This is a genomic window from Vannielia litorea (genome assembly GCF_018424695.1).
In the GTDB taxonomy this organism is placed as follows: domain Bacteria; phylum Pseudomonadota; class Alphaproteobacteria; order Rhodobacterales; family Rhodobacteraceae; genus Vannielia; species Vannielia litorea_A.
In genome coordinates, this window is the sequence record NZ_QTNQ01000042.1 from 1 (window position 1) to 26,858 (window position 26,858).

General features: G+C 64.6%; 25 protein-coding genes and 1 tRNA gene. 11 read left to right on the forward strand and 15 right to left on the reverse strand.

Annotated features, from left to right (window positions below; all coding sequences use genetic code 11):
- Nucleotides 1–29: 29 nt before the first annotated feature.
- Entirely contained in the window at nt 30–452 is a 423-nt protein-coding gene (locus DYI42_RS14315; protein ID WP_213546675.1) for a hypothetical protein, read from the reverse strand.
- Between the two features lie 110 nt (nt 453–562).
- Between DYI42_RS14315 and DYI42_RS14320 the strand changes: the two genes are divergently transcribed.
- Together DYI42_RS14320 and DYI42_RS14325 are read left to right on the forward strand one after the other, a co-directional pair.
- Nucleotides 563–1,327, forward strand: a complete 765-nt coding sequence (locus DYI42_RS14320; protein ID WP_213546676.1) for a helix-turn-helix domain-containing protein — start codon at nt 563–565, stop codon at nt 1,325–1,327.
- Between the two features lie 107 nt (nt 1,328–1,434).
- Entirely contained in the window at nt 1,435–2,031 is a 597-nt protein-coding gene (locus tag DYI42_RS14325; protein ID WP_213546677.1) for a hypothetical protein, read from the forward strand.
- Between the two features lie 4 nt (nt 2,032–2,035).
- On the opposite strand, the gene DYI42_RS14330 is transcribed toward DYI42_RS14325, so the two are convergent.
- Together DYI42_RS14330 and mnmA are read right to left on the reverse strand one after the other, a co-directional pair.
- Nucleotides 2,036–4,030, reverse strand: a complete 1,995-nt coding sequence (locus DYI42_RS14330; RefSeq protein WP_213546678.1) for a hypothetical protein — start codon at nt 4,028–4,030, stop codon at nt 2,036–2,038.
- A gap of 73 nt (nt 4,031–4,103) precedes the next feature.
- Nucleotides 4,104–5,237 carry a tRNA 2-thiouridine(34) synthase MnmA gene (mnmA, locus tag DYI42_RS14335; protein ID WP_213546679.1) on the reverse strand — a complete coding sequence of 378 codons (1,134 nt, stop codon included), beginning with the start codon at nt 5,235–5,237 and terminating at the stop codon, nt 4,104–4,106.
- Nucleotides 5,238–5,364: 127 nt separating this feature from the next.
- On the opposite strand from mnmA, the gene sciP reads away from it, so the two are divergent.
- From sciP to recG, 4 genes are all read left to right on the forward strand, one after another.
- Entirely contained in the window at nt 5,365–5,637 is a 273-nt protein-coding gene (gene sciP, locus DYI42_RS14340) for a CtrA inhibitor SciP (RefSeq protein WP_213546680.1), read from the forward strand.
- 174 nt (nt 5,638–5,811) lie between these two features.
- Complete coding sequence (gene ctrA / locus DYI42_RS14345; RefSeq protein WP_213546681.1) at nt 5,812–6,531, forward strand: response regulator transcription factor CtrA; 720 nt, start codon at nt 5,812–5,814, stop codon at nt 6,529–6,531.
- Between the two features lie 183 nt (nt 6,532–6,714).
- A complete protein-coding gene (ligA, locus tag DYI42_RS14350) occupies nt 6,715–9,090 on the forward strand; it encodes an NAD-dependent DNA ligase LigA (RefSeq protein ID WP_213546702.1) in 2,376 nt (791 codons plus the stop codon).
- Nucleotides 9,087–11,177, forward strand: coding sequence for an ATP-dependent DNA helicase RecG (gene recG / locus DYI42_RS14355; RefSeq protein ID WP_213546682.1), 2,091 nt, complete (start codon nt 9,087–9,089; stop codon nt 11,175–11,177). Before ligA ends, recG begins: the two co-directional genes overlap by 4 nt.
- A 544-nt stretch (nt 11,178–11,721) precedes the next feature.
- On the opposite strand, the gene DYI42_RS14360 is transcribed toward recG, so the two are convergent.
- Complete coding sequence (locus tag DYI42_RS14360; RefSeq protein WP_213546683.1) at nt 11,722–12,162, reverse strand: iron-sulfur cluster assembly scaffold protein; 441 nt, start codon at nt 12,160–12,162, stop codon at nt 11,722–11,724.
- A gap of 64 nt (nt 12,163–12,226) precedes the next feature.
- Between DYI42_RS14360 and hisI the strand changes: the two genes are divergently transcribed.
- The gene (gene hisI, locus DYI42_RS14365; RefSeq protein WP_213546684.1) at nt 12,227–12,589 is read left to right on the forward strand and encodes a phosphoribosyl-AMP cyclohydrolase; all 363 of its coding nucleotides are present in this window, start codon (nt 12,227–12,229) and stop codon (nt 12,587–12,589) included.
- On the opposite strand, the gene gluQRS is transcribed toward hisI, so the two are convergent.
- From gluQRS to gyrA, 8 genes are all read right to left on the reverse strand, one after another.
- Nucleotides 12,586–13,431 carry a tRNA glutamyl-Q(34) synthetase GluQRS gene (gene gluQRS / locus DYI42_RS14370; protein WP_213546685.1) on the reverse strand — a complete coding sequence of 282 codons (846 nt, stop codon included), beginning with the start codon at nt 13,429–13,431 and terminating at the stop codon, nt 12,586–12,588. The genes hisI and gluQRS overlap by 4 nt on opposite strands.
- Nucleotides 13,428–14,792, reverse strand: coding sequence for a methylenetetrahydrofolate--tRNA-(uracil(54)-C(5))-methyltransferase (FADH(2)-oxidizing) TrmFO (gene trmFO / locus DYI42_RS14375; RefSeq protein WP_213546686.1), 1,365 nt, complete (start codon nt 14,790–14,792; stop codon nt 13,428–13,430). Before trmFO ends, gluQRS begins: the two co-directional genes overlap by 4 nt.
- A 39-nt stretch (nt 14,793–14,831) precedes the next feature.
- The gene (locus tag DYI42_RS14380; RefSeq protein ID WP_213546687.1) at nt 14,832–15,620 is read right to left on the reverse strand and encodes a hypothetical protein; all 789 of its coding nucleotides are present in this window, start codon (nt 15,618–15,620) and stop codon (nt 14,832–14,834) included.
- Nucleotides 15,621–15,754: 134 nt separating this feature from the next.
- Nucleotides 15,755–16,105, reverse strand: a complete 351-nt coding sequence (locus DYI42_RS14385; RefSeq protein WP_213546688.1) for a DUF6614 family protein — start codon at nt 16,103–16,105, stop codon at nt 15,755–15,757.
- A gap of 75 nt (nt 16,106–16,180) precedes the next feature.
- Nucleotides 16,181–16,771 carry a DoxX family protein gene (locus tag DYI42_RS14390; RefSeq protein WP_213546689.1) on the reverse strand — a complete coding sequence of 197 codons (591 nt, stop codon included), beginning with the start codon at nt 16,769–16,771 and terminating at the stop codon, nt 16,181–16,183.
- A gap of 400 nt (nt 16,772–17,171) precedes the next feature.
- Nucleotides 17,172–17,573, reverse strand: coding sequence for a hypothetical protein (locus DYI42_RS14395; protein WP_213546690.1), 402 nt, complete (start codon nt 17,571–17,573; stop codon nt 17,172–17,174).
- 181 nt (nt 17,574–17,754) lie between these two features.
- On the reverse strand, nt 17,755–18,621 hold the full coding sequence (locus DYI42_RS14400) for a LysR family transcriptional regulator (protein ID WP_213546691.1): 867 nt from the start codon (nt 18,619–18,621) through the stop codon (nt 17,755–17,757).
- Between the two features lie 400 nt (nt 18,622–19,021).
- On the reverse strand, nt 19,022–21,799 hold the full coding sequence (gyrA, locus tag DYI42_RS14405; protein WP_213546692.1) for a DNA gyrase subunit A: 2,778 nt from the start codon (nt 21,797–21,799) through the stop codon (nt 19,022–19,024).
- Nucleotides 21,800–22,015: 216 nt separating this feature from the next.
- On the opposite strand from gyrA, the gene DYI42_RS14410 reads away from it, so the two are divergent.
- On the forward strand, nt 22,016–22,285 hold the full coding sequence (locus DYI42_RS14410; RefSeq protein ID WP_213546693.1) for an usg protein: 270 nt from the start codon (nt 22,016–22,018) through the stop codon (nt 22,283–22,285).
- Nucleotides 22,286–22,315: 30 nt separating this feature from the next.
- Here DYI42_RS14410 and DYI42_RS14415 read toward each other — a convergent pair whose 3' ends face one another.
- Together DYI42_RS14415 and DYI42_RS14420 are read right to left on the reverse strand one after the other, a co-directional pair.
- The gene (locus tag DYI42_RS14415) at nt 22,316–22,786 is read right to left on the reverse strand and encodes a disulfide bond formation protein B (RefSeq protein WP_213546694.1); all 471 of its coding nucleotides are present in this window, start codon (nt 22,784–22,786) and stop codon (nt 22,316–22,318) included.
- Nucleotides 22,786–23,364, reverse strand: coding sequence for a YqaA family protein (locus tag DYI42_RS14420; protein ID WP_213546695.1), 579 nt, complete (start codon nt 23,362–23,364; stop codon nt 22,786–22,788). The genes DYI42_RS14415 and DYI42_RS14420 overlap by 1 nt, the downstream gene beginning before the upstream one ends.
- 84 nt (nt 23,365–23,448) lie before the next feature.
- On the opposite strand from DYI42_RS14420, the gene ypfJ reads away from it, so the two are divergent.
- The 3 genes from ypfJ (at nt 23,449) to DYI42_RS14435 (ending at nt 25,420) form a co-directional block, all read left to right on the forward strand.
- The gene (gene ypfJ / locus DYI42_RS14425) at nt 23,449–24,297 is read left to right on the forward strand and encodes a KPN_02809 family neutral zinc metallopeptidase (protein ID WP_213546696.1); all 849 of its coding nucleotides are present in this window, start codon (nt 23,449–23,451) and stop codon (nt 24,295–24,297) included.
- Between the two features lie 57 nt (nt 24,298–24,354).
- Nucleotides 24,355–24,440 (forward strand) — tRNA-Leu (locus DYI42_RS14430).
- Between the two features lie 476 nt (nt 24,441–24,916).
- Nucleotides 24,917–25,420 (forward strand): hypothetical protein, encoded by a 504-nt coding sequence (locus DYI42_RS14435; RefSeq protein WP_213546697.1) that lies wholly within the window; start codon nt 24,917–24,919, stop codon nt 25,418–25,420.
- A gap of 6 nt (nt 25,421–25,426) precedes the next feature.
- Here the strand turns inward: DYI42_RS14435 and DYI42_RS14440 are convergent, their stop codons facing one another.
- Nucleotides 25,427–26,857, reverse strand: a complete 1,431-nt coding sequence (locus tag DYI42_RS14440; RefSeq protein ID WP_213546698.1) for a mannose-1-phosphate guanylyltransferase/mannose-6-phosphate isomerase — start codon at nt 26,855–26,857, stop codon at nt 25,427–25,429.
- Between the last annotated feature and the right edge of the window lies 1 nt (nt 26,858).

Consider the following 26,858-nt stretch of genomic DNA (forward strand, 5'->3'; position numbering starts at 1 on the left):
GGGCAGCGCCCCCACTCCGACAGTCGATCTTACGCAGGGCTTTCGGAAGGCGCGCGCATCAGTGGCACCAGCAAGACTGCCAGAAAGGCCGCATTGCCGATGACGTTCAGCGCCGCGCCCACGATCACCGAGCCAAGGCAATCTGCGGCAAACCACGCGAGATAGCCATGGATTACCACGCGGCGCACCGCCTCGGGGGCTGCGGCAAAGGCTGTGCCGGAGAGGCCCAGCACCAGCACGCCCCAGCCGATGGCGAGGCCGCCGGTGATAGCGGTGAGGAGCCGGGCGGCGGGGGCCGTGGTGCCATCTGGCCCGTCGAGCGGCCAGATCACCAGGTCGATCAGCCAGGCGAGCGGGCCGGAGAGGCTGGGAAGCGTTGAGAGGGTGAGCAGCGCGCCGAAGCCGAGGGTGGCGAAGGCGCCGATGCGCAGAGGGGTGGGGTTGGGGGCCATGGGAAGTCCTTTCCGTCCATTGGTGCCGCAAAGGGAGGGCAGGGCACGTGGCAAAACAATTACGTCGAAGGTAAGTGAATTGCCGCGCCGGGCGATCTAGGGTCTGATCCATGAGTGATTTTGCAACCGAATTGCGCCGATGGCGCGGAGTGCGGCGGCTGAGCCAGCTGGCGTTGGCCGGTGAGGCCGGTGTCTCTGCCCGGCATGTTTCCTTCCTGGAATCCGGGCGCGCCCGGCCCTCGCGCGAGATGGTGATCCGCCTCGGCAGGGCCTTGGAGGTGCCGCCTGCGGGCACGAACGTGCTGATGGAGGCGGCGGGCTTTGCGCCAATGCATCGGGCGTCGGGACTGGACGACGCCCATGTGCGCCCAATGCGAGAGGCGATGGAGCGGGTGCTGGAGCGTCATGCGCCCTGGCCGGGCCTGCTGCTGGATCGCACCTGGCATATTCTGCGCATGAACCGTCCGGCACAGCAGCTCTTCGCGATGGCCGGGCTGGCCGAGGGGGAGAGCCTTCTGGGCCTGCTCGATCCGCCGGGACGTGCGGTGGAGCTCATCGAGAACTGGCCGGAGGTCGGGCGGCACACGCTTGCGCGGCTGCGGGCCGAGAGCCGGGCGGCGGGCGGGATCGATGCGCTCGACCGGGCCGCTGCGAAGCTGGCGGCTGATCCGGCGGTGGCCGACGGGGGGACTGAACGCGCGCTCGCTCCGGTGCTTGCCACGATCTACCGCGCGAGTGGCATGCGGCTGGCGCTTTGGTCGACCTATATGCAGATCGGAGGCGCGGAAGACCTAGCGCTCACCGATCTGAAGGCGGAGCTGATGTTCCCCGCCGATGCCGAGGCCGAAGCGCTGCTGGAGGCGCTGGCCCGATGAAGAGGCTTTGTGGCGGGCGGCGGCGGGCCTAGACTGGCGGGGAGAGGCCCATCCCGGAGCGTGCCGTGTCTCGATTGATCCGATGTGTTTGTCTTGCCCTTGCCGCGATGTTCTGGGGCTGGGAGTCGCGGGCGCAGGAGGGCGCGGCGGAGGGCGCGCTGGCTGTGCTGCTCGACTTGTCGGCGGGAGAACCGAGGGAGGTGCTGGGTGAGCTCGCGGCAGCCTGGCCCGGAAGCAGGCGGATCGGCCTTGGCCCCGATCCGGTGACGGAGGGTGACCCATGGTTCTGGAGCGAGGTGTTCCAGACGCCGGGCACCAGGGCCACGCCGCCCTATGGCCTGACGCTGACCTGCACACGTTATGGCCCCGACAGCCATCGTGCGCTGATTGCCCTGCGTCAACCCGGGTTGAAGCCCTGGCCTGGAGGCGCCGATGTGCGGCTCGGGTGCCGTGGCGCGGGCGTGTTCTGGGGCCGGGGTCTTGAGCCGGTGCTGGTGCGAGGCGCGCGTGACATGCTTGAGACATGGGCGGTGGACGCCGAGGGCGGCCCTGCCATGCGGCGGCACTATCGCGGTGGAGACACGGCGCCGCGTGCCGGGCGCATGGTGCAGGCCTTCACGCTCTCCACCAGCCGAACCGGAGGCACCGTGCCAGGGCTGGTTGTGGAGGTGGACGTGGCAATTTTTGCTTTCGACCTCGAATAGGATTTCAGCCCTTGCGCAGCCCGGCTTGCAGCAGCGACACCATCTGCCCGGTTGGCGGCTCCGCGGATTTGTCGAACCCGATGCCATCGGGGGAGAGCATGGCGGTGAGATCTGCCACAGTGACTCCCTCCATCAGCGTCCCACCGGGCTGCACGGCCCAGAGCCGCAGCGCCTGGGCCCGCGCCTGGTAGAACCCGGCGAGGCGTTGCAGGTAGCGGTAACGGTTGACGACGATTTGCACGAGGTAGATCAGTAGGCCGATGACGGCGAGGCGGGTTGCGATCTGGGCAAGCTGGCGCGTTGTGTCGGACTGGCGGAGGGACTGTTCGAGGGTGCCGGTCAGCGAACCGAATTCGTCGAGGGCATCGCTCTGGCGCTTGAAGGAGGCCTTGGTTGTTGCGACGAACTGAGCCTGCTGCTCGCGCTCGGCTGTGGCTGCGTCGAGATCGCGGCCCGCCCGTGCCAGCGTGTCGAAGCGGTTTTCGAGGTTTCGCGACGTGACGATTTGCATCCAGGCCGGTGTCCCAGGTCGCTGACTGCTTTCGATCCGGGCGTCGAAATATGCGGCTGCCTCGGGTTCGTCCAACGGCAGAAACACGGCAGTGCTGGTGACGAACATCATGCGCCCCTCGGGCAAACGGACGGCACCGTAAAGGGACGCGTCGAACTCGCCGGGTGTGACATCGCTGAAGCGGGTCATCCTTCCTTCCGGGTTCGGGCTGCCGAACCAGAACTCGGGCCCACCGCGCGTGGGCGTTTCGAAGAACCCCAGCACGCTGTCACCTGGGCCTTGCCAGAACTCCATTGGGCGCACCCCCGATACTTCCATGCGGTCCCAAGTGCCGGGGGCGTCCGAGCGCAGCATGAGGTTGTTGCTCGTTCGTCCGACGAGGGCATAGGCCGCGCCATCTGCCGCGTGGACGAATGAGGCAACGCTGCCGGCGTCAAACTCCAGGTCGGAAAAGTATTTGGTGGTCCAGGCACCTCCCTCGGAGCCCCGCAGCAAGGCCGGGCGAATTGCACCTTCCGCCCCCTGGGCATAGCCGCCGATCTCCACCTGACCATCGCGTTCAATCACCGCAAAGAACCCTCCGGATGTGAGGCCTGGCAAGGGGCTGCCGGTCACGCCGCCCCATGTGGCGCCATTGTCACGAGACACCACCAGGAGCTGACGCCTTTCGCGTGATCCACCTAACGATCCCACGCCGTATACAGCGCCATCGCTCGCTGTATAGAGCTGGTCAATCCTGCCGCTGAAGGCGGGTTGATCCTCTGGCGGATAGACTTGGGCCAGGCCGTCGGCCTCCAGTCGGTAGATGTTGGGCCGCTGCCCTCGCGGCGAGAGCAAAACGTCCCCCTCTGCCGTTCGGGTCATGGCAAGGCCATCGCCCCCCAAGTCCTGTGCCGGGATCGGCAGGCGGGACTGAGACCAGCGGATGCCGTCCGCCGTCGTGAAAAGGACGGGTTCGCCGGGCCTGGCATTGTCGGGCGTGATGGCGACCACGAACACCTCATTCCGCGTGCTTTCCATATCGAGGATACGTGTGCCGACGGGAAACTGGGCCGATGCGCTTGTGGCGAAGAGCGCGCGCGGAGCGAGTGCTCGCTTGCGCAGGTTGTCACGGTCGGTTTCGAAGTCGGCGCGCAAGTCCTTCTCGACCTGGGTCAGCCGTGCCAGCCGCGCGGCGGCTTCTTCGGCTTCACGCTCCATTTCCAGCTTGTTTTCCTCGATGGAACTGCGGGTCTTCTCGGCGTTGGCCATGACGGCGGGTGGCAAACTATCTTTGCGCCAGGCGAAGTCGATCTCCTGGATCACGCGGGGCAGAAGAAGCAACAGCACAAGGCCCGCAAGCAGGAGCCACCACACCACGATGATCTGGCGGGAGGCCAGGCTGGTGCACTCGTTTGCACGGGTCTCACACCAGTCCGCGATGGTAATGGCGGCCTCGACGGTGCCGCTTGTGTTGGATGCGTCCGGGGTTTCATCCGTCTCTGGCATCGGGCAATGGCTTTCTGCGCTTTGGCGCTAGGAATGCCGCCAGCCTACACGCAAAAGGCGATTTCTTGAAGCCTCAGCCCCGCCAGATCCACCCGCCGCCCAGTACCCGGCTGCCTTCGGGAGCGTAAAAGACGCAGGCCTGGCCGGGGGAGACGCCCTCTTCGGCGGCCAGAAGCTCCACCTCCGCCGTGCCGTCGGCCAGCGGGCGCAGGAGGGCCTCCGCCGGCGGGCGGGTGGAGCGGATGCGGCAGCGGATCTCGATCTCTTGCCCCGGGGCGAGGGGGGCATCGCCCAACCAGTTGATCTCGCGCACGGGCACAACGCGCTTGGCGAGCGCCTCCTTGGGGCCGACGACCACCTGCCGCGTTTCCGGGTCGAGCCGGACGACGTAGAGCGGGGTGGAGAGCCCGCCGATGCCGAGGCCCCGGCGCTGGCCGATGGTGTAGTGGATCACCCCGTTATGGCGGGCCAGCACGTTGCCCTCCATGTCGACGATCTCCCCCGGCTCGCCGGCGCCGGGGCGCAGCTTTTCGATGACCGAGGCATAGTTGCCATTCGGTACGAAGCAGATGTCCTGGCTGTCGGGCTTGTCGGCCACGGCGAGGCCATGCTTTTGCGCAAGCTCCCGGGTCTCGGCCTTGGAGGTCAGGTGGCCCAGTGGGAAGCGCAGGAAGGAGAGCTGCTCGGGCGTTGTGGAGAACAGGAAGTAGCTTTGATCCCGGTTCGGATCGCCCGCCATGTGCAACTCGGGCCCTGCCGGGCCCATCTTGCGCTGGATGTAATGGCCGGTGGCCATGCAGTCGGCGTCCAGATCCTTCGCGGTTTCCAGGAGATCCTTGAACTTCACCCGCTCGTTGCAGCGGATGCAGGGCACGGGGGTGGCGCCGGCGAGGTAGCTTTCGGCGAATTCCTCGATCACCGCATCCTTGAAGATGTTTTCATAGTCCAGCACGTAATGGGGAAAGCCCATTTCCTCGGCCACCCGGCGCGCGTCATGAATGTCGACGCCCGCGCAGCAGGCGCCCTTCTTGGCCAGCGCGGCGCCATGGTCATAGAGCTGAAGCGTGACCCCCACGACATCGTAGCCCTGTGCCTTCAGCTCGGCGGCGACGACGGAGCTATCAACCCCGCCAGACATGGCAACGACCACCCGCGTCTCGGACGGGGGCTTGGCAATTCCAAGGGAGTTGAGCGCATCGAGCGGCATGGTGGGCCTCGAGTCGGTGGAGAAGGGGGGAATATAGGAAAATCCTAAGCACTCTCAAGGGTGGGTTCATCACCCGTTAAGCCCCGCGTGCCTAAATGCACCCGTTCAGGCGAATGAAGAGACAGGCATGTTCCTCAAGCGCATAGATGGTCCCCGTGCGGTGACGCTGCCAGACGGTTCGGTGATGACCCGCGCCGACCTGCCGCCGCGTGACACCCGCCGATGGGTGGCGAGCCGCAAGGCCGCCGTGGTTCGAGCGGTTGAGAACGGCTTGATTTCGCTGGAAGAGTGCATGGAAACCTACGGGGTTTCCGAAGAGGAATATGCAAGCTGGTCGACGGCTGTCGAGCAGCACGGCGAACAGGCCCTCAAGGCGACCAGCCTCCAGAAGTTTCGTTGAAGTCCACACTTCGGGCGCCAGAAACGGCGTTGCGCCCGGGTGCGGGATGTATCCCCAAAAATAGCGAGATGGACAACGCAAAGTTGTGGGCGGACACTGTTTACCACTGGTAACCGGCAATTAACCATTGTGATGCATGGTCGAAGCTGAACAGTAGATAAACGGAGCCTTCCGATGCGTATACTCTTGGTTGAAGACGATCCCACCACTTCTAAGAGCATCGAGATGATGCTGACCCACGCCAACCTCAACGTATATTCCACGGACCTTGGCGAAGAGGGGATCGATCTGGCCAAGCTCTATGATTACGACCTCATCCTGCTGGACCTGAACCTGCCGGACATGACCGGCCACGAGGTGCTGCGCCAGCTGCGGCTTGCGCGGATCGACACGCCGATCCTGATCCTGTCGGGCGCCGATGACACCGAGAACAAGATCAAGGGCTTCGGCTTCGGAGCCGACGACTACCTGACCAAGCCGTTCCACCGCGAAGAGCTGGTGGCGCGCATCCATGCCATCATTCGCCGCTCCAAGGGCCATGCCCAATCGGTCATCAAGACCGGCAAGGTCGTGGTCAACCTCGATGCCAAGACCGTCGAAGTGGAAGGCCGCCCGGTGCATCTGACCGGCAAGGAGTACCAGATGCTGGAGCTTCTCAGCCTGCGCAAGAGCACGACACTCACCAAGGAAATGTTCCTGAACCACCTTTATGGCGGGATGGACGAGCCCGAGCTGAAGATCATCGATGTCTTCATCTGCAAGCTGCGCAAGAAGCTGGCCACGGCGACGGGTGGGGACAACTACATCGAGACCGTCTGGGGCAGGGGCTACGTGCTGCGTGATCCCGAGCCGATGGAAGACGGTGGCGACAGCCGGATGGCTGTGGGCGCCTGACGGGCGGCCGGGGCTTTCCCTGCCCCGGCGGGCCGTGCACGCCAGCCGACGGCAGGATGTTTACGAGAAGACACCACCACTCACTGGACCTCCCCCGGGTGGCCTCCTATCAATCGGGGGCAGCCTGCGGGGAGGACAGTGGTGTCTGAAATCTCGATCGACGAAACCAGGGACATTGCGGCGATGACTCGCGCCGAAGCGGAGGCAGAGCTGGCGCGGCTGGCAGAGTTGTTGGCAAAGGCCAATGACGCCTACCACCAGGCGGATGCGCCGGTGATGGACGATGCTAAATATGACGCGCTCAAGCGGCGCAACGCGGCCCTCGAAGAGGCATTCCCCGACCTGAAGCGCGCCGATTCTCCGACGGATCAAGTGGGCGCCGCACCCGCCGAAACCTTCTCGAAGGTGCGCCACGCCGTGCGGATGCTTTCGCTTGGCAACGCGTTTGACGCGGAGGATGTGGCGGAATTCGACCGATCGGTGCGCAGCTATCTCGGGCGTGAAGAACAGCTGGCCTACACCGCCGAGCCCAAGATCGACGGGCTTTCACTGTCTCTTCGGTATGAGCAGGGCCGGCTGGTGCATGCCGCCACGCGGGGGGATGGCGAAACGGGCGAAAATGTCACCGCGAATGCCCGCACCATCGAGGACATTCCGGTCACCCTCCAAGACGTGCCCGAGGTCTTGGAAGTGCGCGGCGAGGTCTACATGAGCCACGAGGATTTCGCGGCTCTGAACGCGCGGCAGGAGGCTGCCGGCGCCAAGCCCTTCGCCAACCCACGCAACGCGGCGGCCGGCTCGCTGCGTCAGCTCGATGCCGAGATCACCCGTGCACGGCCATTGCGCTTTTTCGCCTATGCCTGGGGTGAGGTGAGCGAACCTCTGGCGGACACGCAATATGCCGCGATTGAGCGCCTTCAAGAGCTTGGATTCTCGACCAACCCGCTGACCCGGCTGTGCGATGGGCCCGAAGAGATGCTTGGCCATTACGCCCTGATTGAACAGAAACGCGCGACGCTGGGCTATGACATCGACGGCGTTGTCTACAAGGTGAACGACCTCGCGCTGCAAGCCCGCCTCGGGTTTCGCTCCACGACGCCCAGATGGGCCATCGCCCACAAGTTTCCCGCCGAGCTGGCGTGGACCTGGCTGCGCGAGATTGAAATTCAGGTGGGCCGCACCGGGGCGCTCAGCCCGGTGGCGCGCCTCGAGCCGGTCACGGTGGGCGGCGTGGTTGTGAGCAACGCTACGTTGCACAACGAGGATTACATCGCCGGGCGGGACGCCAAGGGCGGCGAAATCCGGGGCGGCAAGGACATTCGGCCCGGCGATTGGGTGCAAGTGTATCGCGCCGGTGACGTGATTCCGAAGGTGGCGGACGTGGACCTTGGCAAGCGGCCCGAGGGGGCCGCACCCTATGTCTTCCCCGAGATTTGCCCGGAATGCGGCAGCCCGGCGATCCGCGAGGAGGGCGATGCGGTGCGGCGCTGCACCGGCGGGCTCATATGCCCGGCGCAGGCGGTGGAGAAGCTGAAACACTTCGTCTCCCGTGCCGCCTTCGACATCGAGGGGCTGGGTGCGAAACAGGTCGAAATGTTTCATGCGCTGCATTGGATAGAGGAACCGGCGGATATCTTTTCGCTTCCGGAGCGCGACGCCGCCGGAACCAAACTGAAACCGGGGCTTTCTGCGTTTCTCGAGCAGCGCCTGACCCGCGCGCCGGAGGAGGCACAGGCTTTGCGCGATAGCTACGGAGAGCTGTTGCGCGGCATGGAGGTTTCGCTGGAGAGCACCGAGACGCAGGAGCTGGAGAAGGCGCTGCGCTTCTTGTCCGAAAAACCACTGGCGCGGATCAAGGGCTGGGGCGAGACGAGCGCGAAGAACCTCTTTGAGGCGATTGAAGAGAAAAAGGAAATTCCGCTGGCGCGCCTGATATTCGGGCTTGGAATCCGCCATGTGGGCGAGGTGGCGGCGCAGGATCTCGCGCGACATTATGGCAGCTGGGACGCGATGGCGGACGCGCTGGACACGGCCCGCCCTGCGGGGTTGGCCCATCGCGCGGGCGAGGAGGCGGCGGAGGCCGAGCGCGCCGCAGCCGCCAAAGAGGGCCGCCGGGCGAAGCTGTCCGAGGCGCGGGCGAAGGCGACGCGTGATGTGCCGCAGGAGGCCGCCGAGGCTTGGGCGGATCTGATCGGCACTGACGGGATCGGGCCCACACTGGCGCTCTCGCTCTCTGACGCGCTGGCCAACCCCGAGGAGCGCGCGGCGATGGACCGGCTGCTGCCGCATCTGGTGCCACAGGCCCCGGAGGCCCGTGACACGGGGAGCCCGGTTGCGGGCAAGACGGTTGTATTTACCGGCACGCTGGAGAAGATGACCCGGGCCGAGGCCAAGGCGCGGGCGGAGGCGCTGGGAGCCAAGGTTTCTGGCAGCGTGAGCGCCAAGACCGACCTGCTGGTGGCCGGCCCGGGCGCGGGAAGCAAGGCGAAGAAGGCGGCGGAACTCGGGGTGGAAACCATCGACGAAGACAGCTGGCTCGCGCTCATAGGCGACGCATGAGCACCCGGCCTGCGCGCCTCTTTCCGCTCTTCGCGGGCATCGACACGCTCCCCGGCATCGGGGCGAAAACCGCGCAGGCGCTGGAGCATATGAACATTACGCGCCCGCGCGACCTTCTCTACACTTTGCCGCATGGCATGGTGGACCGGCGGCGTCGGGCAACGGTTCAGGGCGTGCCGCCCGGAACCGTGGTGACGGTGGAGGTGACGGTGGGCCGTCATCGCGGATCGTCGCGGCCCGGCGGGCCCTACCGGGTGGAGGTGGAGGATGCGGAGACGACGACTACGCTGGTGTTCTTTCGCGGCGGCTCCAAGTGGATTGAGAAGCAGCTGCCCACGGGCCAGCGCAGGGTGATTTCCGGCAAGCTGGAGCATTTTGACGGGATCGCCCAGATGGTGCACCCCGATCACATTCTGCGGGTGGAGGAGGCCGGCGAGATCCCCGAGCACGAGCCGGTTTATCCGTTGACTGCCGGTGTGACACAGCGGGTGATGGGGAAGGCCGCCGAGGCCGCGCTGGAGCGTGCGCCGGAGCTTGAGGAGTGGATCGATGCGGAACTGTTGAAGCGCGAAGGCTGGCCCGGGTGGCGCGCGGCGATGGAGTCGGCGCATCTGCCAAAGAGCGCTGCGGATGTGTCTGAGGCTTCGCCGGCCCATCGCAGGCTTGCCTATGATGAGCTGTTTGCCCATCAGGTCACCCTCGCGCTGGCGCGCGCCACCAGCCGCGAAAAGCCCGGCATCGCCTCGCGGGGCGACGGCCATTTGCAGGACAAGGTATTGGCCTCGCTCCCTTACCGCCCCACCGGCGCGCAGCTCAGGGCGGTGGCCGAGATTTCAGGAGACATGGGCGCGCCCAAGCGGATGAACCGGCTGCTGCAGGGCGATGTTGGTGCGGGCAAGACGCTGGTGGCGCTGATGGCCCTGCTCATCGCCGTCGAGGCGGGCGGGCAGGGGGTGATGATGGCGCCCACAGAGATTCTGGCGCGCCAGCACATGGCCTCGCTTGCGCCGCTCGCCGAGGCCGCCGGGGTGCGCATCGAGATCCTGACGGGCCGCGACAAGGGGGCGGAGCGCGCGGACAAGTTGGCGGCGATTGCGGGGGGCGAGGCGCAGATCGTGGTGGGCACACATGCGCTGTTTCAGGATGCGGTGAATTTCGCCGATCTGCGGCTGACCGTGATCGACGAGCAGCACCGCTTCGGCGTGAATGAGCGCGCGCGGCTGGGGGCGAAGGGAGCTGCGGTGGATGTGCTGGTGATGTCGGCCACACCTATCCCGCGCTCGCTCTCGCTGTCCCAATACGGCGATATGGACATCTCGGTGCTCGACGAGAAGCCGCCGGGCCGCACGCCGGTGGTGACGGCCATGGTGAGCGCCGAGCGGCTCGACAGCGTGGTGGAGCGTTTGCGCGGCGCGATTGCCGAGGGGCGACAGTGCTACTGGGTGTGCCCGCTGGTCGGGGAAAGCGAGGTGAGCGAGGCGACGGCGGCGGAAGAGCGCTTCAAACGGCTGCGTGCTGCGCTTGGCGAGGGTGTTGTCGGGCTGGTCCACGGGCAGATGCCCCCGGCAGAGAAAGATGCGTCCATGGCGGCCTTTGTGGCGGGAGACACGGGCGTGCTGGTGGCGACGACCGTGATCGAGGTGGGCGTGGATGTGCCCAATGCGTCGATCATGGTGATCGAACAGGCGGAGCGCTTTGGCCTGGCGCAGTTGCACCAGTTGCGCGGGCGGGTCGGGCGCGGGGCGGCAGAGAGCACCTGCATTCTGCTCTATACCCCGCCACTGGGCGAAACGGCACGCCAGCGTTTGACGACCCTGAGGGAAACGGAGGACGGTTTCCGGATTGCCGAAGTGGATCTGGAGATGCGCGGGGCGGGGGATGTGCTCGGCACGGCGCAATCGGGGCTGCCCCGGTTTCGCATTGCCGACATGGAGCGAATGGTGGGCCTGTCCCAGGTGGCGCAAAGCGATGCGCGGGCCCTGCTGGCGGGCGACCCGGCGCTGGATAGCCCGCGTGGCGCGGCGGTGAGGATGCTGCTGTGGCTGACGGAACAGGACAGGGCGATCCGGCTGTTGTCGGTGGGGTGATTTTTTGCGGTTGACCAAAAGGTTAACGCGAAGATGACGCTTTGTTCACGAATGTTCTCAAAAAGTTCTGGACACACTGTTCCGGATGTGAGAACAAAGGGGCAACGAAACGCCTGAAGGATCACCGCCATGATCGCTAACATCGCCTCCCGGATCTCTCCCCTCGCGCAGGACGCCATTGGTGCCGTCGCGCTGATCGTGATGTTGGTGGGAGGGCTGCACCTGCCGTCGCTTCTTTAGAGTTTCTCTGCGGGGTGACATTTGCCTCTTGTCACCCGGCTTGCCTGCGGTCCAGAGACCGGGCGCTGCGCATCTTCCTGTCCCCAAACTAAAGGATGCGCGCGCTCACTTGCCTGTCCCGAGCGCCTTTACACGGGCTCCCCGGCCCGGCGCCCGGTCTCTGTCTCCGTTTATACCTGCCGCCGCCACCTTCCCGGGTGTGCGGCGGTTTTTTTGTGGGGGAACGGTGCAGCTCGTGGGATGCAGGAGGCAGGCAATCCTGTGTGGAAAGGCCGTGGAGCGGGCGCGGGTGTGAAGGGGCGGCTCAGGCCGTGGCCGTCGACATGGCCTCGGCTGTCGCTTCCAGCGCAAGCATGATGGAGGCATGGCGGTTCTTGTAGTCACGCGCTGGTAGCAGCACCTCGTACCCATCGAAGGGCGCGTCGGGCACAGGGCCGTCTGCCGTGAGCATCGCCTTGAGTTGGTCTCGGGCACGGGTGATCTCTTCGGCGGTGCGCCCGATCACCTGGCCGCCGAGGATGGCGGCAGAGGCCTGGCCAAGCGCGCAGGCCTTCACGTCTTGGCCGAAGGCGGCGATCTTTCCGTCTTCCATGGTGAGGTCGACGGTGACGGTCGAGCCGCAGAGAGGCGAGCGTTTCTTGACCGTGGCCTGGGGCACCTCGAGCCGCTCGGTGTGCGGGATCTCGGCGGCAAGCGCGAGAATCTGCCCCGAGTAGAGCTTGATCAGGTCATTTTCGGCGTTCATCTCTGGCCTCCGGCACGTGCTCCCCATAGATAGCGGCGAGGACCGGGAATGCAAAGGAGCGGGCATGTCGTTTGACACCGAGACATTGGTCTATGACGCAAAGGGGCTGATCCCGGCCATCGCACAGGACGCGGAGAGCGGCGACGTGCTGATGATGGCCTGGATGAACGCACAAGCCGTGGAAAAGACGCTGGAGACGGGCCGGGTGACCTATTGGTCGCGGTCGAGGGCGGCTTTCTGGGTGAAAGGCGAGACTTCGGGCCACGTGCAGAAACTGGTGGATCTGCGGGTGGATTGTGACCGGGACTGCCTGCTGGTTCTGGTCGAACAGGAAGGGCCGGCCTGCCACACCAACCGCCGTTCGTGCTTTTACACCGCCGTGCGCGATGGCGAAGAAGTGGAACTGATGGCGCCAATGGTGGGCTAGAGGCCGACCATACGGCGGAGGTCCTCCGGGGTCAGGCCGTCATCCCGATAGCGAGCGATGGCGCGGGCGTCATCGCGCTTGGCCAGCCGCTTTCCCGCGTCGTCGCGGATGAGCGGGTGATGGTGATAGGTTGGCACCGGCAGATCGAGCAGCATTTGCAGGAAGCGATGCAGGAAGGTGGCGGTGAAGAGATCTTCGCCGCGCACCACATGGGTAATGTTCTGCGCAGCGTCATCCACCACCACCGACAGATGGTAGCTGGCCCCCATCTGCGGGCGGGCGAGCACCGGGTCGCCGATGCCATGTGAGAGATAATCGGCGGTGAGCAGATGGTGGCCTGCGTGTGCGGGGCCGGTTTCCATGAAGCCGGGGAGCGGGCCAGTGCCGAGCGCTTTCTCTATGTTGAGGCGGATTGCGTCGCCCGGGTCGGCCTCGGCCATCGGGCGGGCGCGGCAGGTGCCGGGATAGATCAACCCGTCGGGGCCGAAATGGGGCGCGCCTTCCTGCGGGGCGGAAGCGGCGGCGGCGATGTCGCGCCGGGAGCATTGGCAGGGGTAGGTGAGGCCCATATCGGTGAACTGCTCGAGCGCGGCGCGATAGGCGGTAAGATGCTCTGACTGGCGGCGGCAGGGCTCGGGCCAGGTGAGGCCGAGCCAGGCAAGATCGCCCTTGAGCTGCGCCTCCCATTCCGGGCGGGCGCGGGATTGGTCGAGGTCGTCAATCCGAAGCAGGAAAGCTCCGCCTTGAGCGCGGGCCATGTCGGCGGCGGTGAGCGCTGAGAAGGCGTGGCCCAGGTGCAGCGGGCCGGTTGGGGATGGGGCAAATCGGGTGGTGAATGTCACGCTAGTTCAACGGGTTGTGCGGCTGAGTTCAACCATTCCTGCCAGTCGGCCTTGGCGCGGTCGGTATAAGCCTTGTAGCGGTCTTTCCGGCCCCGGCGCCCGCCCTTGGCCTCGACCGGGGGGAAGAGGCCGAAGTTGACGTTCATCGGCTGGAAGGTCTTGGCCTCGGCGCCGCCGGTGATGTGGGTGACGAGCGCGCCCATGGCGGTGGTTTGCGGCACCGGGGGCAAGCGCTCACCGCGAAGTTCCGCAACGGCAAGACGACCGGCGAGCAAGCCCATGGCGGTGCTCTCCACGTAGCCTTCGACTCCGGTGATCTGCCCGGCGAAGCGGATGTGGGGCTGGCTCTTGAGCCGCATTTCGGCGTCGAGCAGCGTGGGGGAGTTGAGGAAGGTGTTGCGGTGGATGCCGCCGAGGCGGGCGAACTGCGCGTTCTCCAAGCCCGGAATCATCCGAAAAACAGATGTTTGAGCGCCATACTTCATCTTGGTCTGGAAACCGACGATATTGAAGAGCGTGCCCAGCTTGTTATCGCGGCGCAGCTGGACAACGGCATAGGACTTCTCGTCGGGCTTGTGGGCGTTGGTCAGGCCGATGGGCTTCATCGGGCCGTGGCGCAGCGTCTCGCGCCCGCGTTCGGCCATCACCTCGATGGGCAGGCAGCCGTCGAAGTACTTGGCCGTCTCGCCTTCGCGAAACGCGGTCTTCTCGGCCTCCAGAAGCGCGTCGATGAAGGCCTCGTATTGCTCGCGGTTCATCGGGCAGTTCATATAGGCGGTGCGCTCTTCCTCGGTTTCGCCCTTGTCGTAGCGCGACTGCATCCATGCGACATCCATATCGACCGTTTCGGCGTGGACGATGGGTGCGATGGCATCGAAGAAGGCCAGCGCCTCGGCGCCGGTCTCTGTGGCGATGGCCTCGGCCAGAGCGCCGGAGGTGAGCGGGCCGGTGGAGATGATGGCGGGGCCGTCTTCAGGCTTGGGGAGAGAGGTGATTTCCTCTTCCGAAACAGTCACAAGCGGGTGGTTCTTTAACTGCGTAGTGATCCACTCCGAGAAGGGTTCACGGTCGATCCCCAGGGCGGACCCTGCGGGAAGCGCGTGACGGTCGGCCGAGGAGATCACGAGGCCTTGGGCCGCGCGCATCTCCCAGTGCAGCAGGCCGACGGCGTTCTGCTCGTCATCGTCGGACCGGAAGGAGTTGGAGCAGACCATCTCGGCAAAATTGCCGGTTTGGTGTGCGAAGGTGCCGACGCGGGGGCGCATCTCGTGAAGCACGACGGGCTGGCCGGCCTGAACGGCTTGCCAAGCGGCCTCGGAGCCCGCCATGCCTGCGCCGATGATATGGAGCGGTTTGGTCATGGGGCGGAGATAGGCCCTCCGCCCCGATTTGGAAAGCCCTCAGCGGTTTCCGACGAACTCCCAGACCATGGCGCGCTCCAGCAGGGGGCGGAGTGGCCGAACCGGCGCGAACCGGCGCGCGGAGGCCGGGGCTCTGGCACTGCGCGGGCCGCCGATGGCGGCGGTGAGGCCGACAGCAAGGCGGGTGTCTTCGGCCTGAAGTGTGCCGGAGATGCGGGTGTGACTGGCACCGGCGTAGAGCGTGACGGGCGCGGAGGGCAGGCTGTAGCTCAGTCCCAGATCGAGGGTGGTTGCGGTAAGCGCCGTGTTGGCTTCGTCGGCATCCACCACAGCGAGGGCGCCGGAGAGGGCGAACTGTTCGGTCAGCGCAACAGAGGTGCCGAGGGAGGCGAAGAGATAGTCGACCTCCGAGGGGTCGGCGCGGCCCATGCCGGCGCGGGCCGTAAGTGTGGTGGCGGGCGTCAGGCTCCAGATCCCTTCGGCCCCGATCTCGGTTGTGCCCGCCTCGGTGTCATTCGCATCGGAGTAGGCGAGGAAGACACCGTATTTGGAGGACTGGCTGGGTTGAAGGTAGAGGTGTGCGGCGATGTTGCCGAACCAGACCTCGCCATAGTCGATCACTCCGAGATCAAGCTGGAGCCCGTGATGCGCGGTGATCGACACGTCGATGCTGGCATCCAGGCTGGTGCCAGGGTTGTCGCCCGAGACGTGCCCGAGCGTGAGCTCGGCCCCGGAAAACCCGATGGAGGAGCTCTGGGCGTGCGCGGGAAGGATAGGCAGCAGGAAAGCGGCCACGGCAAAGGCTGCCGCGGAGATGCGGGTGTTCATGGGTCTGATCCTCAAATGTGGACGCGGAGCCCCCTGCCACCAGCTCCGCCGTTCAGCCCAAGTCTTGCCTCAATCTTTGCCAAAATTGAACGGATTTCGTAACGCGTGGTTAACCCGCACCCACTGCGGGCCGCTCACACGAGGGCAACGGTTTCGCGTTGTTCGGGGTCGGGGTAGGGGCGGTAAAGGCCGACGTCGACCTCATGGATCATCTGGCGCATCTGCGCGTAGAGCCGTTCGGCAGCCTCATCCTTGCCAGAAAGCGCGGCGAAGGTTTCTTCAAGCGAATCAAGGCTTTCCATCTCGATTTCGAGCATGAAATCGGTGTGCCGCCCGGAGGCGAGCGACATCTTGCGCCGCATCAGCCGGTGGGCCCTGATATGGCCGCGCCCTTGCAGCCAGCCCATCCAGGCCTCTGTTGCGGTGGCGAAGGCAAGGGCGCGGCTGCCCTGCTTCAGTTCGATCATGCAATGGTAGAGGATCACGGGTCTGCGCTCCAAACTTCAGAGGAGCGCAGTTTGCATGTGCGTGGTTTCTGCCAGGTTAACCGGCGCGGAGTGTCAGGCTGCCTTCGCTTCTGTCTCGACCGGCCTTTCGGCGCGCAGGGAGCGGAAGCACTCGAAGCCGATGACCTCTTCGGCCTGCTTCGCTTCTTTAGGCGCTGCAGGTGGCAGTTGCCGCACTGCGGAGCGCTGCGGGAACTGATCGAGAACGCGGCGCACACGGCGCGGCATGACGTGTCGGCGCACCAATGCGCGGCTTCCGCCGGGTTGGGTCACGGCAATCAGCAGGACGGCACCCAGCAACACGGTATCCCTCCAGAAGGCGGCAAGTGCGCCCGGGTCGGTGCGTATCTGGAACTGCGCGAAGCCGGTGTAAAACACGTAGAGCGACAGCAGCAGCGCCATCGGGCGGACGACGTAGCCCAACATCATCAGGAAGGCGAGCGGGAAGACGACGACTGCATGGGCGAACTGAGCGCCCTGCGGCCCGAGAAGCCCGGCGAGCAGCGCCGGACTGGAGGGATCCTGCACCAGACCGCTGGCCGTGGCGATGAAGTAGGAGCCAATGAGGATGCGCACGATTGCCGGCACTGTTTGCGCGCCGCCCCCCGTCGCAGGAAGTCTATCACGTGTTGTGATGGTTGCCATGTCACCTGTCTCAATTCGCTTCTGGGCCCCCGCCCGATGGTTAACACTCTAACAAGGTGTTTGGCGGGTAATGGGCCGGATACAGGCGAGAATTAGACAAAGTCGGGTGGATTTCATGCTTTCGCACCAATACCCGGGCTTACCCCGAAGATTGTTAACCAGTAGAGCACCAATGGCCCTGAATTCGCCCCATGTGACGCCGGGTTAGCGGAGAAAATCACCCCTGAATTGTCACATTCAGGGCGCAGGTGCAGGCCCTGAGGGGCGGAAAATGCGCCTTCCTGGTGAGGTTTCTCCACATTTGAGAGGCAGGTTTGCGTGGTGGCACAAAAAAAGGGGGCGCCGCAAAAACACGCGGCGCCCCTCGAGTTAAGTCCGTCTGACCAGTGCGGTTACGATGCTAGAGATCAGTCAAGCCGGACCATCCTTTGCGATACATGGAGTAGGCGCCGCCACCGGCGACGATGAGGGGGAGGGCGAGGCCAAAGGCCACGATCACGCCGATGCCAAGATTATCGGCCTCGAAGCCGCCGCTTGCGAGGGTGTAGCCAGTGTAGATCGTCAGACCTATGGCGGCCACGAGGCGGGTCCGGATGCCGAAGGCGATCCAGATCGCGATAACGATCAGAAGCGCGTTCACGGCAATGAACTGCGCCGTCTCGATCGGAGCCCGGAACTCTGAGGTTCCTGTGGAGGCCTCGGCCGCGATCGATGGCACAACGAGGGTAGAGAGAGATTGGTTGGCCAGCAGGAAGGCGAAAGCCAGCCTGAAGACGCACTGCACCGTCGGTGTAAGATTCATTTCTGCACTGCCTCAAAGGATGATGTTTCTCATCGTTGAGTTGAGCATGGTGGTGAACAGTGCGCGTGAAAATAGAAAATTATGCAAACCTGAAACCCTAAAATATGAAGGGCGCACATTATTTCAGATGCCATATAAATATCCGGAGCCTTGTTTGTTTGGCTCCGGTGCGGTGCGGGGGCTAGGCGCTTCTCAAGTTCACGGCGGCACTTTTCGGGGCGTGCAGGCGTGCAAAGCTGTCTTTCACCCATTCGATTGTGCCTTCGACGACCGGATCTCCCTTGCGGGAAGCGTGATAGAGCAACCAGAGGTCGGTGCTGCAAATCTCGCGCCCGTCCGGCACCAGTTCCAGTTCCAGATGGTCCTGGGCGACCATGTCGAGGAGCGGGCCCGCCATGTCAGTGGCGAGGACGAGTTCGTAGAGTTCATACATGGACTCGACCCGCAGGGTAGGTGAGGCCTTGAAGAAGGCGTATGCACTCTGGTTGAACGGTGTCGGATCGTAGTGTTCGCTGAGGGAAACCCAGCCACTCTTCGCATCGGCTCCCTTCCGGCGATAGGCACTGGTGGTCAGAGTTGCGATCTTTTGCGCGATGACACGGCCCGACTCCGGGCGTTTGTACTGGATCACGAGGTCGTTTTCGCCCATCCCGTCTTCCATCACCCGTTGGGTGAAGGTGTAGTTCACGCCGTTCAGGCTTTTGTCCCGGTTGGCGAGGTTAGGGTAGAGCACGAAGAGCGAGATAATTGGCGGGCAGCCGATGGAGAGGCTGGTGCTGTGGCCGGCCGTTCCGGCGTGGATGCGGTTCATTTCGGCTTCCAGCCGCTGCTCAACATCCTCGGCGATCTCGAGGAGACTCAAGATCATTGGGCTGGCTTCCCAACCGTCGGCTTTCTTGATGAAGGGGGGCTGACCGAGAATCTCGCCGAGCCGCTCGATCCGTCGCGACATGGTTGCCACGTTGATTCCAAGGCTCTGCGCTGCGGAGTTCATCCGACCGTGGCGGGAGAGGGCGAGAGCGAATTTCAGATCGTCCCAGGAGGGCATTGTGGTGTCCTGCTCGAATTCTTTGTTGTGTGAGTCGGCGATGTCTTTTTATCGCATTCCGGTTTTGCATTATTTGGGGCCCGCTACAATAGGCTGAAGGACGCGTGCCACACACAACCAGATGATGTGTCGCAATACATACACAGAAATCGCAAGTTTCCGTCGGGTCACTTATCCGGAGAGGGTCAGGGGGCCTTGTAAGTAGCCCCTTGCCCCAGGCGGGCTTCGATGGACTTCAACACAGATGTCTGCCGTTGAGCTTCGTCAAGAAGCTGTTGCAGCAACCGCTCCTGGCGGGCCACCCTCTGTCCGCTTACGAAGAGGGCGCCGGCGAAAAGGCCAACCAGGATCAGCAGTGGGACCAGGGCGGCGATGATCTGTTGTGCATCGCCGCTCTACATCACGCCGCGCCTCCGTCTGGCGCCTCGTCGGTGCCGCCGTCGGCAGCCTCGTCTTCATCATCCTGCTCGGCGATCCAGGCAACCGAAACCACCTCTTCACCCTTCCCGGTGTTGAACACCTTCACGCCGCCAGCGGACCGCGAGCGGAAGGAAATGCCGTCGACCGGGCAGCGGATGGACTGGCCGGTGGAGGTGGCCAGCATCACCTGATCGGAGAGATCGACCGGGAAGCAGGCCACGATGGGGCCATGGGGCATGCCCTTGGTCCAGGCCGTGACCCCCATGCCGCCACGACCGCGAATCGGGTAGTCATGCGACGAGGAAATCTTGCCCGCACCCTTGGTGGTGATGGTGAGGATGAGATCTTCGGCCGCGGACATTTCGGCGTAGCGCTCGGTGGCAAGTTGGCCCTCGGCCACGGCTTCCTCTTCGTCGTCCACCTCTTCCTCTTCGGTCAGACCGGCCATAAGGCGGCGCTGCTTGAGGTAGGCCACGCGCTCTTCCGAGCTGGCCTCGAAGTGGCGGATGACGGACATCGACACCACCTTGTCGCCATTGCTGAGCTTGATGCCGCGCACGCCCACGGAGTTGCGGGAGTTGAACACCCGGACATCGGTGGTGGGGAAGCGAATGGCGCGGCCTGCGTCGGTCACCAGCATCACATCATCGTCGTCCGAGCAGATGCGGGCGTTGATGAGGCTCATGCCCTCGTTCTCGTCCTCGAACTTCATGGCGATCTTGCCGTTCGCCTTCACGTTGGTGAAGTCCGACAGGCGGTTGCGGCGGACGGAGCCCTTGTCGGTGGCGAAGACGATTTGCAGATCGTCCCACTCGTCCTCGGGGCGGTCGACCGGCATGATGGCCGCGACGGAGACGCCCTGCGGGATCGGCAGGATGTTGATGATCGCCTTGCCGCGCGAAGTGCGCCCGCCTTGGGGCAGACGCCAGGTCTTGAGCTTGTAGGCCATGCCGTCGGTGGTGAAGAACAGCAGCTGGGTGTGGGTGTTGGCGACGAAGAGATTGGTGACGACATCCTCTTCCTTAAGGTCGCCGCCCGAAAGCCCTTTGCCGCCACGCTTTTGCGCGCGGAAATCGGCCAGCGGGGTGCGCTTGATGTAGCCGGACTGGGTGACGGTGACGACCATTTCCTCGCGCTCGATCAGGTCTTCGTCGTCCATGTCGCCCGACCAGTCGACGATCTCGGTGCGGCGCGGGACGGCGAATTCGTCCTTCACCTCTTTCAGCTCGTTGCCGATGATTTCCATGATCCGGTCGCGGGAGCGAAGGATGTCGAGATAGTCCTTGATCTTGCCGGCCAGCTCTTCGAGCTCGTCGGTGACCTCTTTCACGCCGAGTTGGGTAAGGCGCTGCAGCCGCAGCTCGAGGATGGCACGGGCCTGCGCTTCGGACAGGTTGTAGGTGCCATCGTCGTTCATCGTGTGCGACGGGTCGTCGATCAGCCGGATGTAGCCCTCGATCTCGGAGGCGGGCCAGCGGCGCGTCATCAGCTTTTCACGCGCTTCGGCGGCATCGGCGGAGGCGCGGATGGTGGCGACGACTTCATCGACGTTGGAGACCGCCACGGCGAGGCCGCAGAGGATGTGGCTGCGCTCGCGGGCCTTGCGCAGCTCGTAGGCGGTGCGGCGGGCCACGACCTCTTCCCGGAACGACACGAAGGCCGAGAGGAAGCCGCGCAAGGTGAGCGTTTCAGGCCGGCCGCCATTGAGCGCCAGCATGTTGCAGCCGAAGCTGGTTTGCATCTGGGTGAAGCGGAAGAGCTGGTTGAGCACCACTTCCGGAGTGGCATCGCGCTTCAGCTCGATCACCACGCGCACCCCGTGCCGGTCACTTTCGTCGGCGATGTGCGAGATGCCTTCGAGTTTCTTGTCGCGCACCAGCTCGGCGATCTTCTCGATCATCGAGGATTTGTTGACCTGATAGGGCACCTCGTCGACGACAATGGCGTAGCGGTCCTTGCGGACTTCCTCGGTGTGCGTGCGGGCGCGGAGGATCACCGAGCCGCGCCCTTCGAGGTAGGCCTTGCGGGCGCCCGACTGGCCGAGGATCACCCCGCCGGTGGGGAAATCGGGGCCGGGGATGTGTTCCATCAGCCCGGCGCTGTCGAGATCGGGGTCGTCGATCAGCGCGAGCGTCGCGTCGATCACCTCGCCAAGGTTGTGCGGCGGGATGTTGGTGGCCATGCCCACGGCGATACCGCCTGCGCCGTTGACGAGCATGTTCGGGAAGCGGGCAGGGAGGACGGTGGGCTCCTGGTCCTTGCCGTCGTAGTTGTCGATGAAATCGACGGTGTCCTTGTCGATGTCGGCGAGCAGCGAGCCCGCCACCTTCTCCATCCGGATCTCGGTGTAGCGCATCGCTGCGGGCTTATCGCCATCCATCGAGCCGAAGTTGCCCTGGCCGTCAAGCAGCGGCAGCGACATGGAGAAATCCTGCGCCATCCGCGCCAGCGCGTCATAGATCGCGCCGTCGCCATGCGGGTGATACTTACCCATCGTGTCGCCGACGGGGCGGGCCGATTTGCGGTAGGGCTTGTCGTGGGTGTTGGAAGTGTCGTGCATCGCGAAGAGGATCCGGCGGTGCACCGGCTTGAGGCCGTCGCGCAGATCGGGGATCGCACGGCTGACGATCACGCTCATCGCGTAATCGAGGTAGGAGGCTTTCATCTCCTCTTCGATGGTGATCGAAGGGCCGGCGTATTCAGGGCGCTCGGGCGGAGTATCCTCAGTGTTTTCAGGAGGTTCTGGCGTGTCGCTCATCAGGTTTCCCGTCTCGGCGCCGCGTGCGTCGGGCGCTTCTAGATTTTGTTGCCGATTTATACAGTCAACACGATATGGGGTGCAACCGGCGCCTCCCTTTTAGGCAAAAGTGCAACGCGGCGGTTTTATAGGACGTTGTTTTTATTGAAAAGTAAGTGGTTCGTGGCAAGCTCGATGACAGGAGGATGACATCGAGAGGCGGACAGGAGACGCGATATGGCGGAATCGGAAACCGAATTGATGCTCAAGGGCTACGGGCTCACCACGGCGGAGCTGTTTTATCGGATGCCGGATTTTCAGAGTGTTCTCAATACTTTCATCTGGCAGGAGTATGATCTGGCGCCGGATCACCCGAGGCTCTTCAAGTTCATCGAGTTCTGGCAAGACGAGATCGAGGGGCCGCTGCATTCGGTGCGGTTTACCCATCGCAAGATGATCTCGCCCGGCGAGTGGCGCAACGTGACGGGTGAGTTCACCCTGCATTGAGCGGGCGATTGGTGGGCAGTATTGCCCACCCTACGCGCGGCGTGTGGCGGCGCGGATCCAGATGGCGACGAGGATCAGCGAGAAGAGGGCGTTCCAGCTCGGCATTGAGAGCATGAGAAATTCGCCCGCGGATTGATCGCACATCACCGGCGCGGCCCCTGTCGGATCAATCAGCGACCCGCCATCCAGATTGCCCAGCCCGGAGCCGGTGCAGGACGAGGGGCCTTCCCACCATTTCCGCTCGACGCCGGTGTGATAGACGCCGAGGCCTGCAGTGGTGGCCGCTGCCAGCGCCCCCAGCCACGCAAGCAGCCGGTGGCCGGCGTGGAGCCCGGGCAGGATCACGATCAGCACCCCGATCCCGAAGGCCGCCCAATGCGGGTAGCGCTGCCAGTAGCACATGGCGCAGGGGGCCATGCCGAAGCCGTATTGAAAGACCCAGGCGCCAAGCACCATGGCGAGAGAGCCGAGACCGGCGAGGGCGGAGAAGCGTTTGAGCATCAGATGTATTTCACCAGAAAGAAGCCGCCGATTAGAATGACGAGGAAGAGCGTGAAGACAAGGCCGAGGCGCTTTTCGATGAAGTCACGAATGGGTGCGCCGAACTTCCAGAGCAGCCCCGCGACGATGAAGAAACGCAGGCCGCGTGCGATGATGGAGGTGACCACGAATGTGGCCAGCGGCATGCCGGTCCAGCCCGACATGATTGTGATGACCTTGAACGGAAAGGGCGTAATGCCCGCCCCCAGCACGGCCCAGAAGCCGAAATCGTTGAAGCGCGTGTTGAACTCGGCCATGGCATCGCCCTTGCCCAGCGCGGTGAGAATCGGCTGGCCCACGCTGTCGAAGAGCAGCGCGCCGATGGCGTAGCCCAAGAGCCCGCCCAGCACCGAGGAAACCGTGGCGATGCCGGCGATGAGCCAGGCCTTGCGCGGCGTGGCCAGCACCATCGGGATCATCAGGACATCGGGCGGAATCGGGAAGACGGAACTTTCGATAAAGGCCACGATGGCCAGTGCCCAAAGCGCATAGGGGCTCGTTGCCAGCGAGATCGTCCAGTCATAAAGGGAACGCAACATGCGTGAGGCCTGTTATTGATTTGCGGTCAGTGACCACGGGCGCCGCGAGAGGTCAAGGGCGGGGGCGCCCGGAAGGAGAGTGGGATGAAGTGGAGAGGGCGGCGCGGCAGCCGAAACGTGATCGACCGGCGCGGGGTGAGCGCGGGCAAGGCCGGTGGAATCGGAGGCGTGGGCCTCATCATCGTGCTCGTGGTGGGCTATTTTCTCGGGATCGACGTGACGCCCTTGTTGAACGGTGGCAGCGTGCCCGTTCAATCGACCGAGCGCCGCGAGTTGAGCCCGCAGGAGCAGGCGGCGGGAGAGTTCGTTTCGGTCGTGTTGGCGGATACGGAGGCGGTTTGGGGCGAGGTCTTCCCCGAGCAGCTCGGCCGGGAGTATCGCGCGCCGCAGCTCGTGCTCTTTTCTGGCCGCGTGGCCTCGGGGTGCGGCGGGGCGAGTGCGGCAACAGGGCCGTTCTACTGCCCGTCCGACAGGCGCGCCTATCTCGACACCCAGTTCTTTGCCACGCTCCAGAACCGGCTGGGAGCTGAGGGCGATTTTGCCGCCGCCTACGTGGTGGCCCATGAGATCGCCCACCATGTGCAAAACGAGCTGGGCATCCTCGGGCAGGTGAATGAGGCGAAAGCCGCCGCGGGCGAACGGCGGCGGAACGATTTGAGCGTGCGCACCGAGTTGCAGGCGGATTGTCTGTCTGGCGTCTGGGCCCGGCATGCGCAGGACAGGCTGGGCACCGTGGAGCCTGGCGACCTGGAGGAGGCGCTCAATGCGGCGCGGCAGATCGGCGACGATGTGCTTCAGCGCAGCGCGGGGCGCACGCCCATGCCGCACACCTTTACCCATGGCTCCGCCGATCAGAGGCAAAGCTGGTTCGCCAAGGGCTACGCGCGCGGCGCGATGGAGGATTGCGACACCTTCGGCTCGGGCCAGCTGTGACGCGGGCCACGCGAGCCGTTGACGAGGCAGGGGCCGCAGCTTAGGAAGCGCCTGCTGGCCGGTGTGGCGGAATGGTAGACGCAGGGGATTCAAAATCCCCCGATGGCAACATCGTGAGAGTTCGAGTCTCTCCACCGGCACCAGTACTATCAGGTGATGCGGCTTTGACGCCTGCGCCGCGAATAGCACGTCGGCTGGTCCAAGCCGTTGTCCGACCCTCCTCTTTCGTTTTCGTGCGTTTCGAGCTGCCTGTCTGTGTCGACGGGGTTTCGGCCCCTAGGGCTTCAACCGCTCGGGGGTATGCACAGAGCCGGGAGAAATAGGGCGAGCCTTTGTCTACGACGCGCAGCCGCGCAGCGTAAGCCCCCAAGCTGGCCGGTTGGCACGCTTTGAGCAAATTGGTGATTTCCTTGGAGCTCGGCGCGTCTCTCGCCGCAGGGGCAGAGCGTGTGCTTCTGACCGGGAGCACCCGGGACGCTTTCAATTCGAGCAATGGGCCTAGAAATCGCCTGATTGCGCAAAGCGCTGCTTAATCCATTGCTGGTCATATCGCCTCGAAATGGGTGGCCCGGGCTCCGCTGAACTGACGCGGGGCAGGGCGCAAGCGAGGTGAAGATCAATGTCAAAATTCAAGAAACCCGGCCTTCGCCGGGGCGGTTTCCTGCGCTCTGTTGTCTGGGCCATGATGCTGGGCGGGGTGGCGCTTTGCACGGCGGGAACGCTGCCGAACGCGCGGGCCGATGCAGCGGGCACGATCGTGGTCGGCAATGACCGGGGCGGCTTTATCAGGGCGCGGCTTCGCGAGATGCAGCGTATCCGGGCCTCGGGAGATCGGGTGGAGATCCGCGGGCGGGTCTGCTTTTCGACCTGCACGATGTATCTCGGCGCGGAGGACATCTGCGTTTCCCCGAAGACGACCTTCGGCTTTCACGGCCCGGCAATGGCCATCGGGCGGCTCACGCCCGAGCAGTTCGACTACCTCTCGAAGCTGATTGCGAGCCACTATCCCGAGCCGCTGGCCAATTGGTACATGGCAGAGGGGCGCATGCGGACTTCGGGCCTCTACCGGATGAGCGGCAGCGATCTGATCCGGCTGGGCGTGCCGCGCTGCCAGAACGGGTAGGGGCCGTTAACCCTTGGCACCCTGCTGCCGGGCGTAGATGTCATCGTATCGCACGATGTCATCTTCGCCCACGTAGCTGCCTGTCTGCACCTCGATCAGCACCATCGGCACCTTGCCGGGGTTCTCCATGCGGTGCTTCATGCCGAGCGGCACGTAGATGCTCTCGTTCTCGGTCACCAGGGTGACCTTGTCTTCCACCGTGACCCGGGCTGTGCCCTCAACCACGATCCAGTGCTCGGAGCGGTGAAAGTGGCTCTGCAGGCTAAGGGAGGCACCAGGGTGCACGTGGATGCGCTTGACCTGGAAGCGCTGGCCAACCACGAGGCTTTCGAACCAGCCCCAGGGGCGGTGATCGACCGGGAATTGCACGGCCTGTTCCGCGCCCTTTTCCTTCAGAGCGGCAACCGCTGCCTTCACATCCTGGGCGCGGCTCATGTCGGCGACGAGGACGGCATCGTTCATCGCCACGGCCATGACATTCTTCAGCCCGATGCCGACAACCTCGAGCCGCGCGCTGTCAGACCGCAGGAGTGTGTCTTCGCAGTCGATTGCAGTGGCCTCGCCGGTGGTGACGTTGCCGCGTTCGTCGGGGGGGCTCTCCCGCCAGACAGCATCCCAGCCGCCCAGGTCCGACCAGGCGCCTGAGAAGGGTACGACCGAGAGGTTGCCCGCCTTCTCCATCACGGCGTAGTCGATTGAGATGCTCTCGGCCACGGCCCATGGCTTTGGTGCCAGCCGTAGAAAGCCCAGGTCGGTCTCAGCCTTCTCCACGGCCTCCCCCACGGGTGCCATGAGGGCGGGGGCATGAGCCTCGAAAGCGGCGACGATATCCTTGGCTGCAAAGAGGAATATCCCGGCGTTCCACAGGAAGTTGCCGGCCTCCACCATGCTTTGGGCCTGCGCGGCCTGCGGCTTTTCAACAAAGCGCGCCAGCGGCACGGCCTTCTGTGCCTCGGGTGCATCGCCCAACTCGAGGTAGCCATAAGCGGTTTCGCCATGGGTGGGCGCTATTCCGAAGGTGACAAGCTGGCCGCGCCCAACCGCATCCAGCCCGCGCTGCACCGCCGACCGGAAGGCCGTGTCATCGGGAATCAGATGATCGGAGGGGGCGACGAGCAGGACGGCCTCGGGGTCGTCCTTCAGGGCATGGAGTGCGGCGGCGAGCACGGCGGGGCCGGTATTGCGCCCCTCGGGCTCGATCAGCACCGGCCCCGGGTCGATTCCGACCGCGGCGAGCTGCTCTGTCACGATGAAGCGGAAATCGGAGTTCGTCAGCACCATCGGGGCAGAGAACCCGGGCCCGCGCACGCGCTGTGCCGAGGCCTGAAACAGCGTGGTTTCCCCGATGAGCGGAACGAATTGCTTGGGGTAGGACTTTCGCGAGAGGGGCCAGAGCCGTGTGCCTGACCCACCGCAGAGGATGACTGGAGTAATCATG

Coding starts and splice junctions, on each gene's coding strand:
- DYI42_RS14315 (WP_213546675.1), bottom strand. CDS start 452: ATGGCCCCCAACCCCACCCCTCTGCGCATCGGCGCCTTCGCCACCCTC.
- DYI42_RS14320 (WP_213546676.1), top strand. CDS start 563: ATGAGTGATTTTGCAACCGAATTGCGCCGATGGCGCGGAGTGCGGCGG.
- DYI42_RS14325 (WP_213546677.1), top strand. CDS start 1,435: ATGTTCTGGGGCTGGGAGTCGCGGGCGCAGGAGGGCGCGGCGGAGGGC.
- DYI42_RS14330 (WP_213546678.1), bottom strand. CDS start 4,030: ATGCCAGAGACGGATGAAACCCCGGACGCATCCAACACAAGCGGCACC.
- mnmA (WP_213546679.1), bottom strand. CDS start 5,237: ATGCCGCTCGATGCGCTCAACTCCCTTGGAATTGCCAAGCCCCCGTCC.
- sciP (WP_213546680.1), top strand. CDS start 5,365: ATGTTCCTCAAGCGCATAGATGGTCCCCGTGCGGTGACGCTGCCAGAC.
- ctrA (WP_213546681.1), top strand. CDS start 5,812: ATGCGTATACTCTTGGTTGAAGACGATCCCACCACTTCTAAGAGCATC.
- ligA (WP_213546702.1), top strand. CDS start 6,715: ATGACTCGCGCCGAAGCGGAGGCAGAGCTGGCGCGGCTGGCAGAGTTG.
- recG (WP_213546682.1), top strand. CDS start 9,087: ATGAGCACCCGGCCTGCGCGCCTCTTTCCGCTCTTCGCGGGCATCGAC.
- DYI42_RS14360 (WP_213546683.1), bottom strand. CDS start 12,162: ATGAACGCCGAAAATGACCTGATCAAGCTCTACTCGGGGCAGATTCTC.
- hisI (WP_213546684.1), top strand. CDS start 12,227: ATGTCGTTTGACACCGAGACATTGGTCTATGACGCAAAGGGGCTGATC.
- trmFO (WP_213546686.1), bottom strand. CDS start 14,792: ATGACCAAACCGCTCCATATCATCGGCGCAGGCATGGCGGGCTCCGAG.
- DYI42_RS14380 (WP_213546687.1), bottom strand. CDS start 15,620: ATGAACACCCGCATCTCCGCGGCAGCCTTTGCCGTGGCCGCTTTCCTG.
- DYI42_RS14390 (WP_213546689.1), bottom strand. CDS start 16,771: ATGGCAACCATCACAACACGTGATAGACTTCCTGCGACGGGGGGCGGC.
- DYI42_RS14395 (WP_213546690.1), bottom strand. CDS start 17,573: ATGAATCTTACACCGACGGTGCAGTGCGTCTTCAGGCTGGCTTTCGCC.
- DYI42_RS14400 (WP_213546691.1), bottom strand. CDS start 18,621: ATGCCCTCCTGGGACGATCTGAAATTCGCTCTCGCCCTCTCCCGCCAC.
- gyrA (WP_213546692.1), bottom strand. CDS start 21,799: ATGAGCGACACGCCAGAACCTCCTGAAAACACTGAGGATACTCCGCCC.
- DYI42_RS14410 (WP_213546693.1), top strand. CDS start 22,016: ATGGCGGAATCGGAAACCGAATTGATGCTCAAGGGCTACGGGCTCACC.
- DYI42_RS14415 (WP_213546694.1), bottom strand. CDS start 22,786: ATGCTCAAACGCTTCTCCGCCCTCGCCGGTCTCGGCTCTCTCGCCATG.
- DYI42_RS14420 (WP_213546695.1), bottom strand. CDS start 23,364: ATGTTGCGTTCCCTTTATGACTGGACGATCTCGCTGGCAACGAGCCCC.
- ypfJ (WP_213546696.1), top strand. CDS start 23,449: ATGAAGTGGAGAGGGCGGCGCGGCAGCCGAAACGTGATCGACCGGCGC.
- DYI42_RS14435 (WP_213546697.1), top strand. CDS start 24,917: ATGTCAAAATTCAAGAAACCCGGCCTTCGCCGGGGCGGTTTCCTGCGC.
- DYI42_RS14440 (WP_213546698.1), bottom strand. CDS start 26,857: ATGATTACTCCAGTCATCCTCTGCGGTGGGTCAGGCACACGGCTCTGG.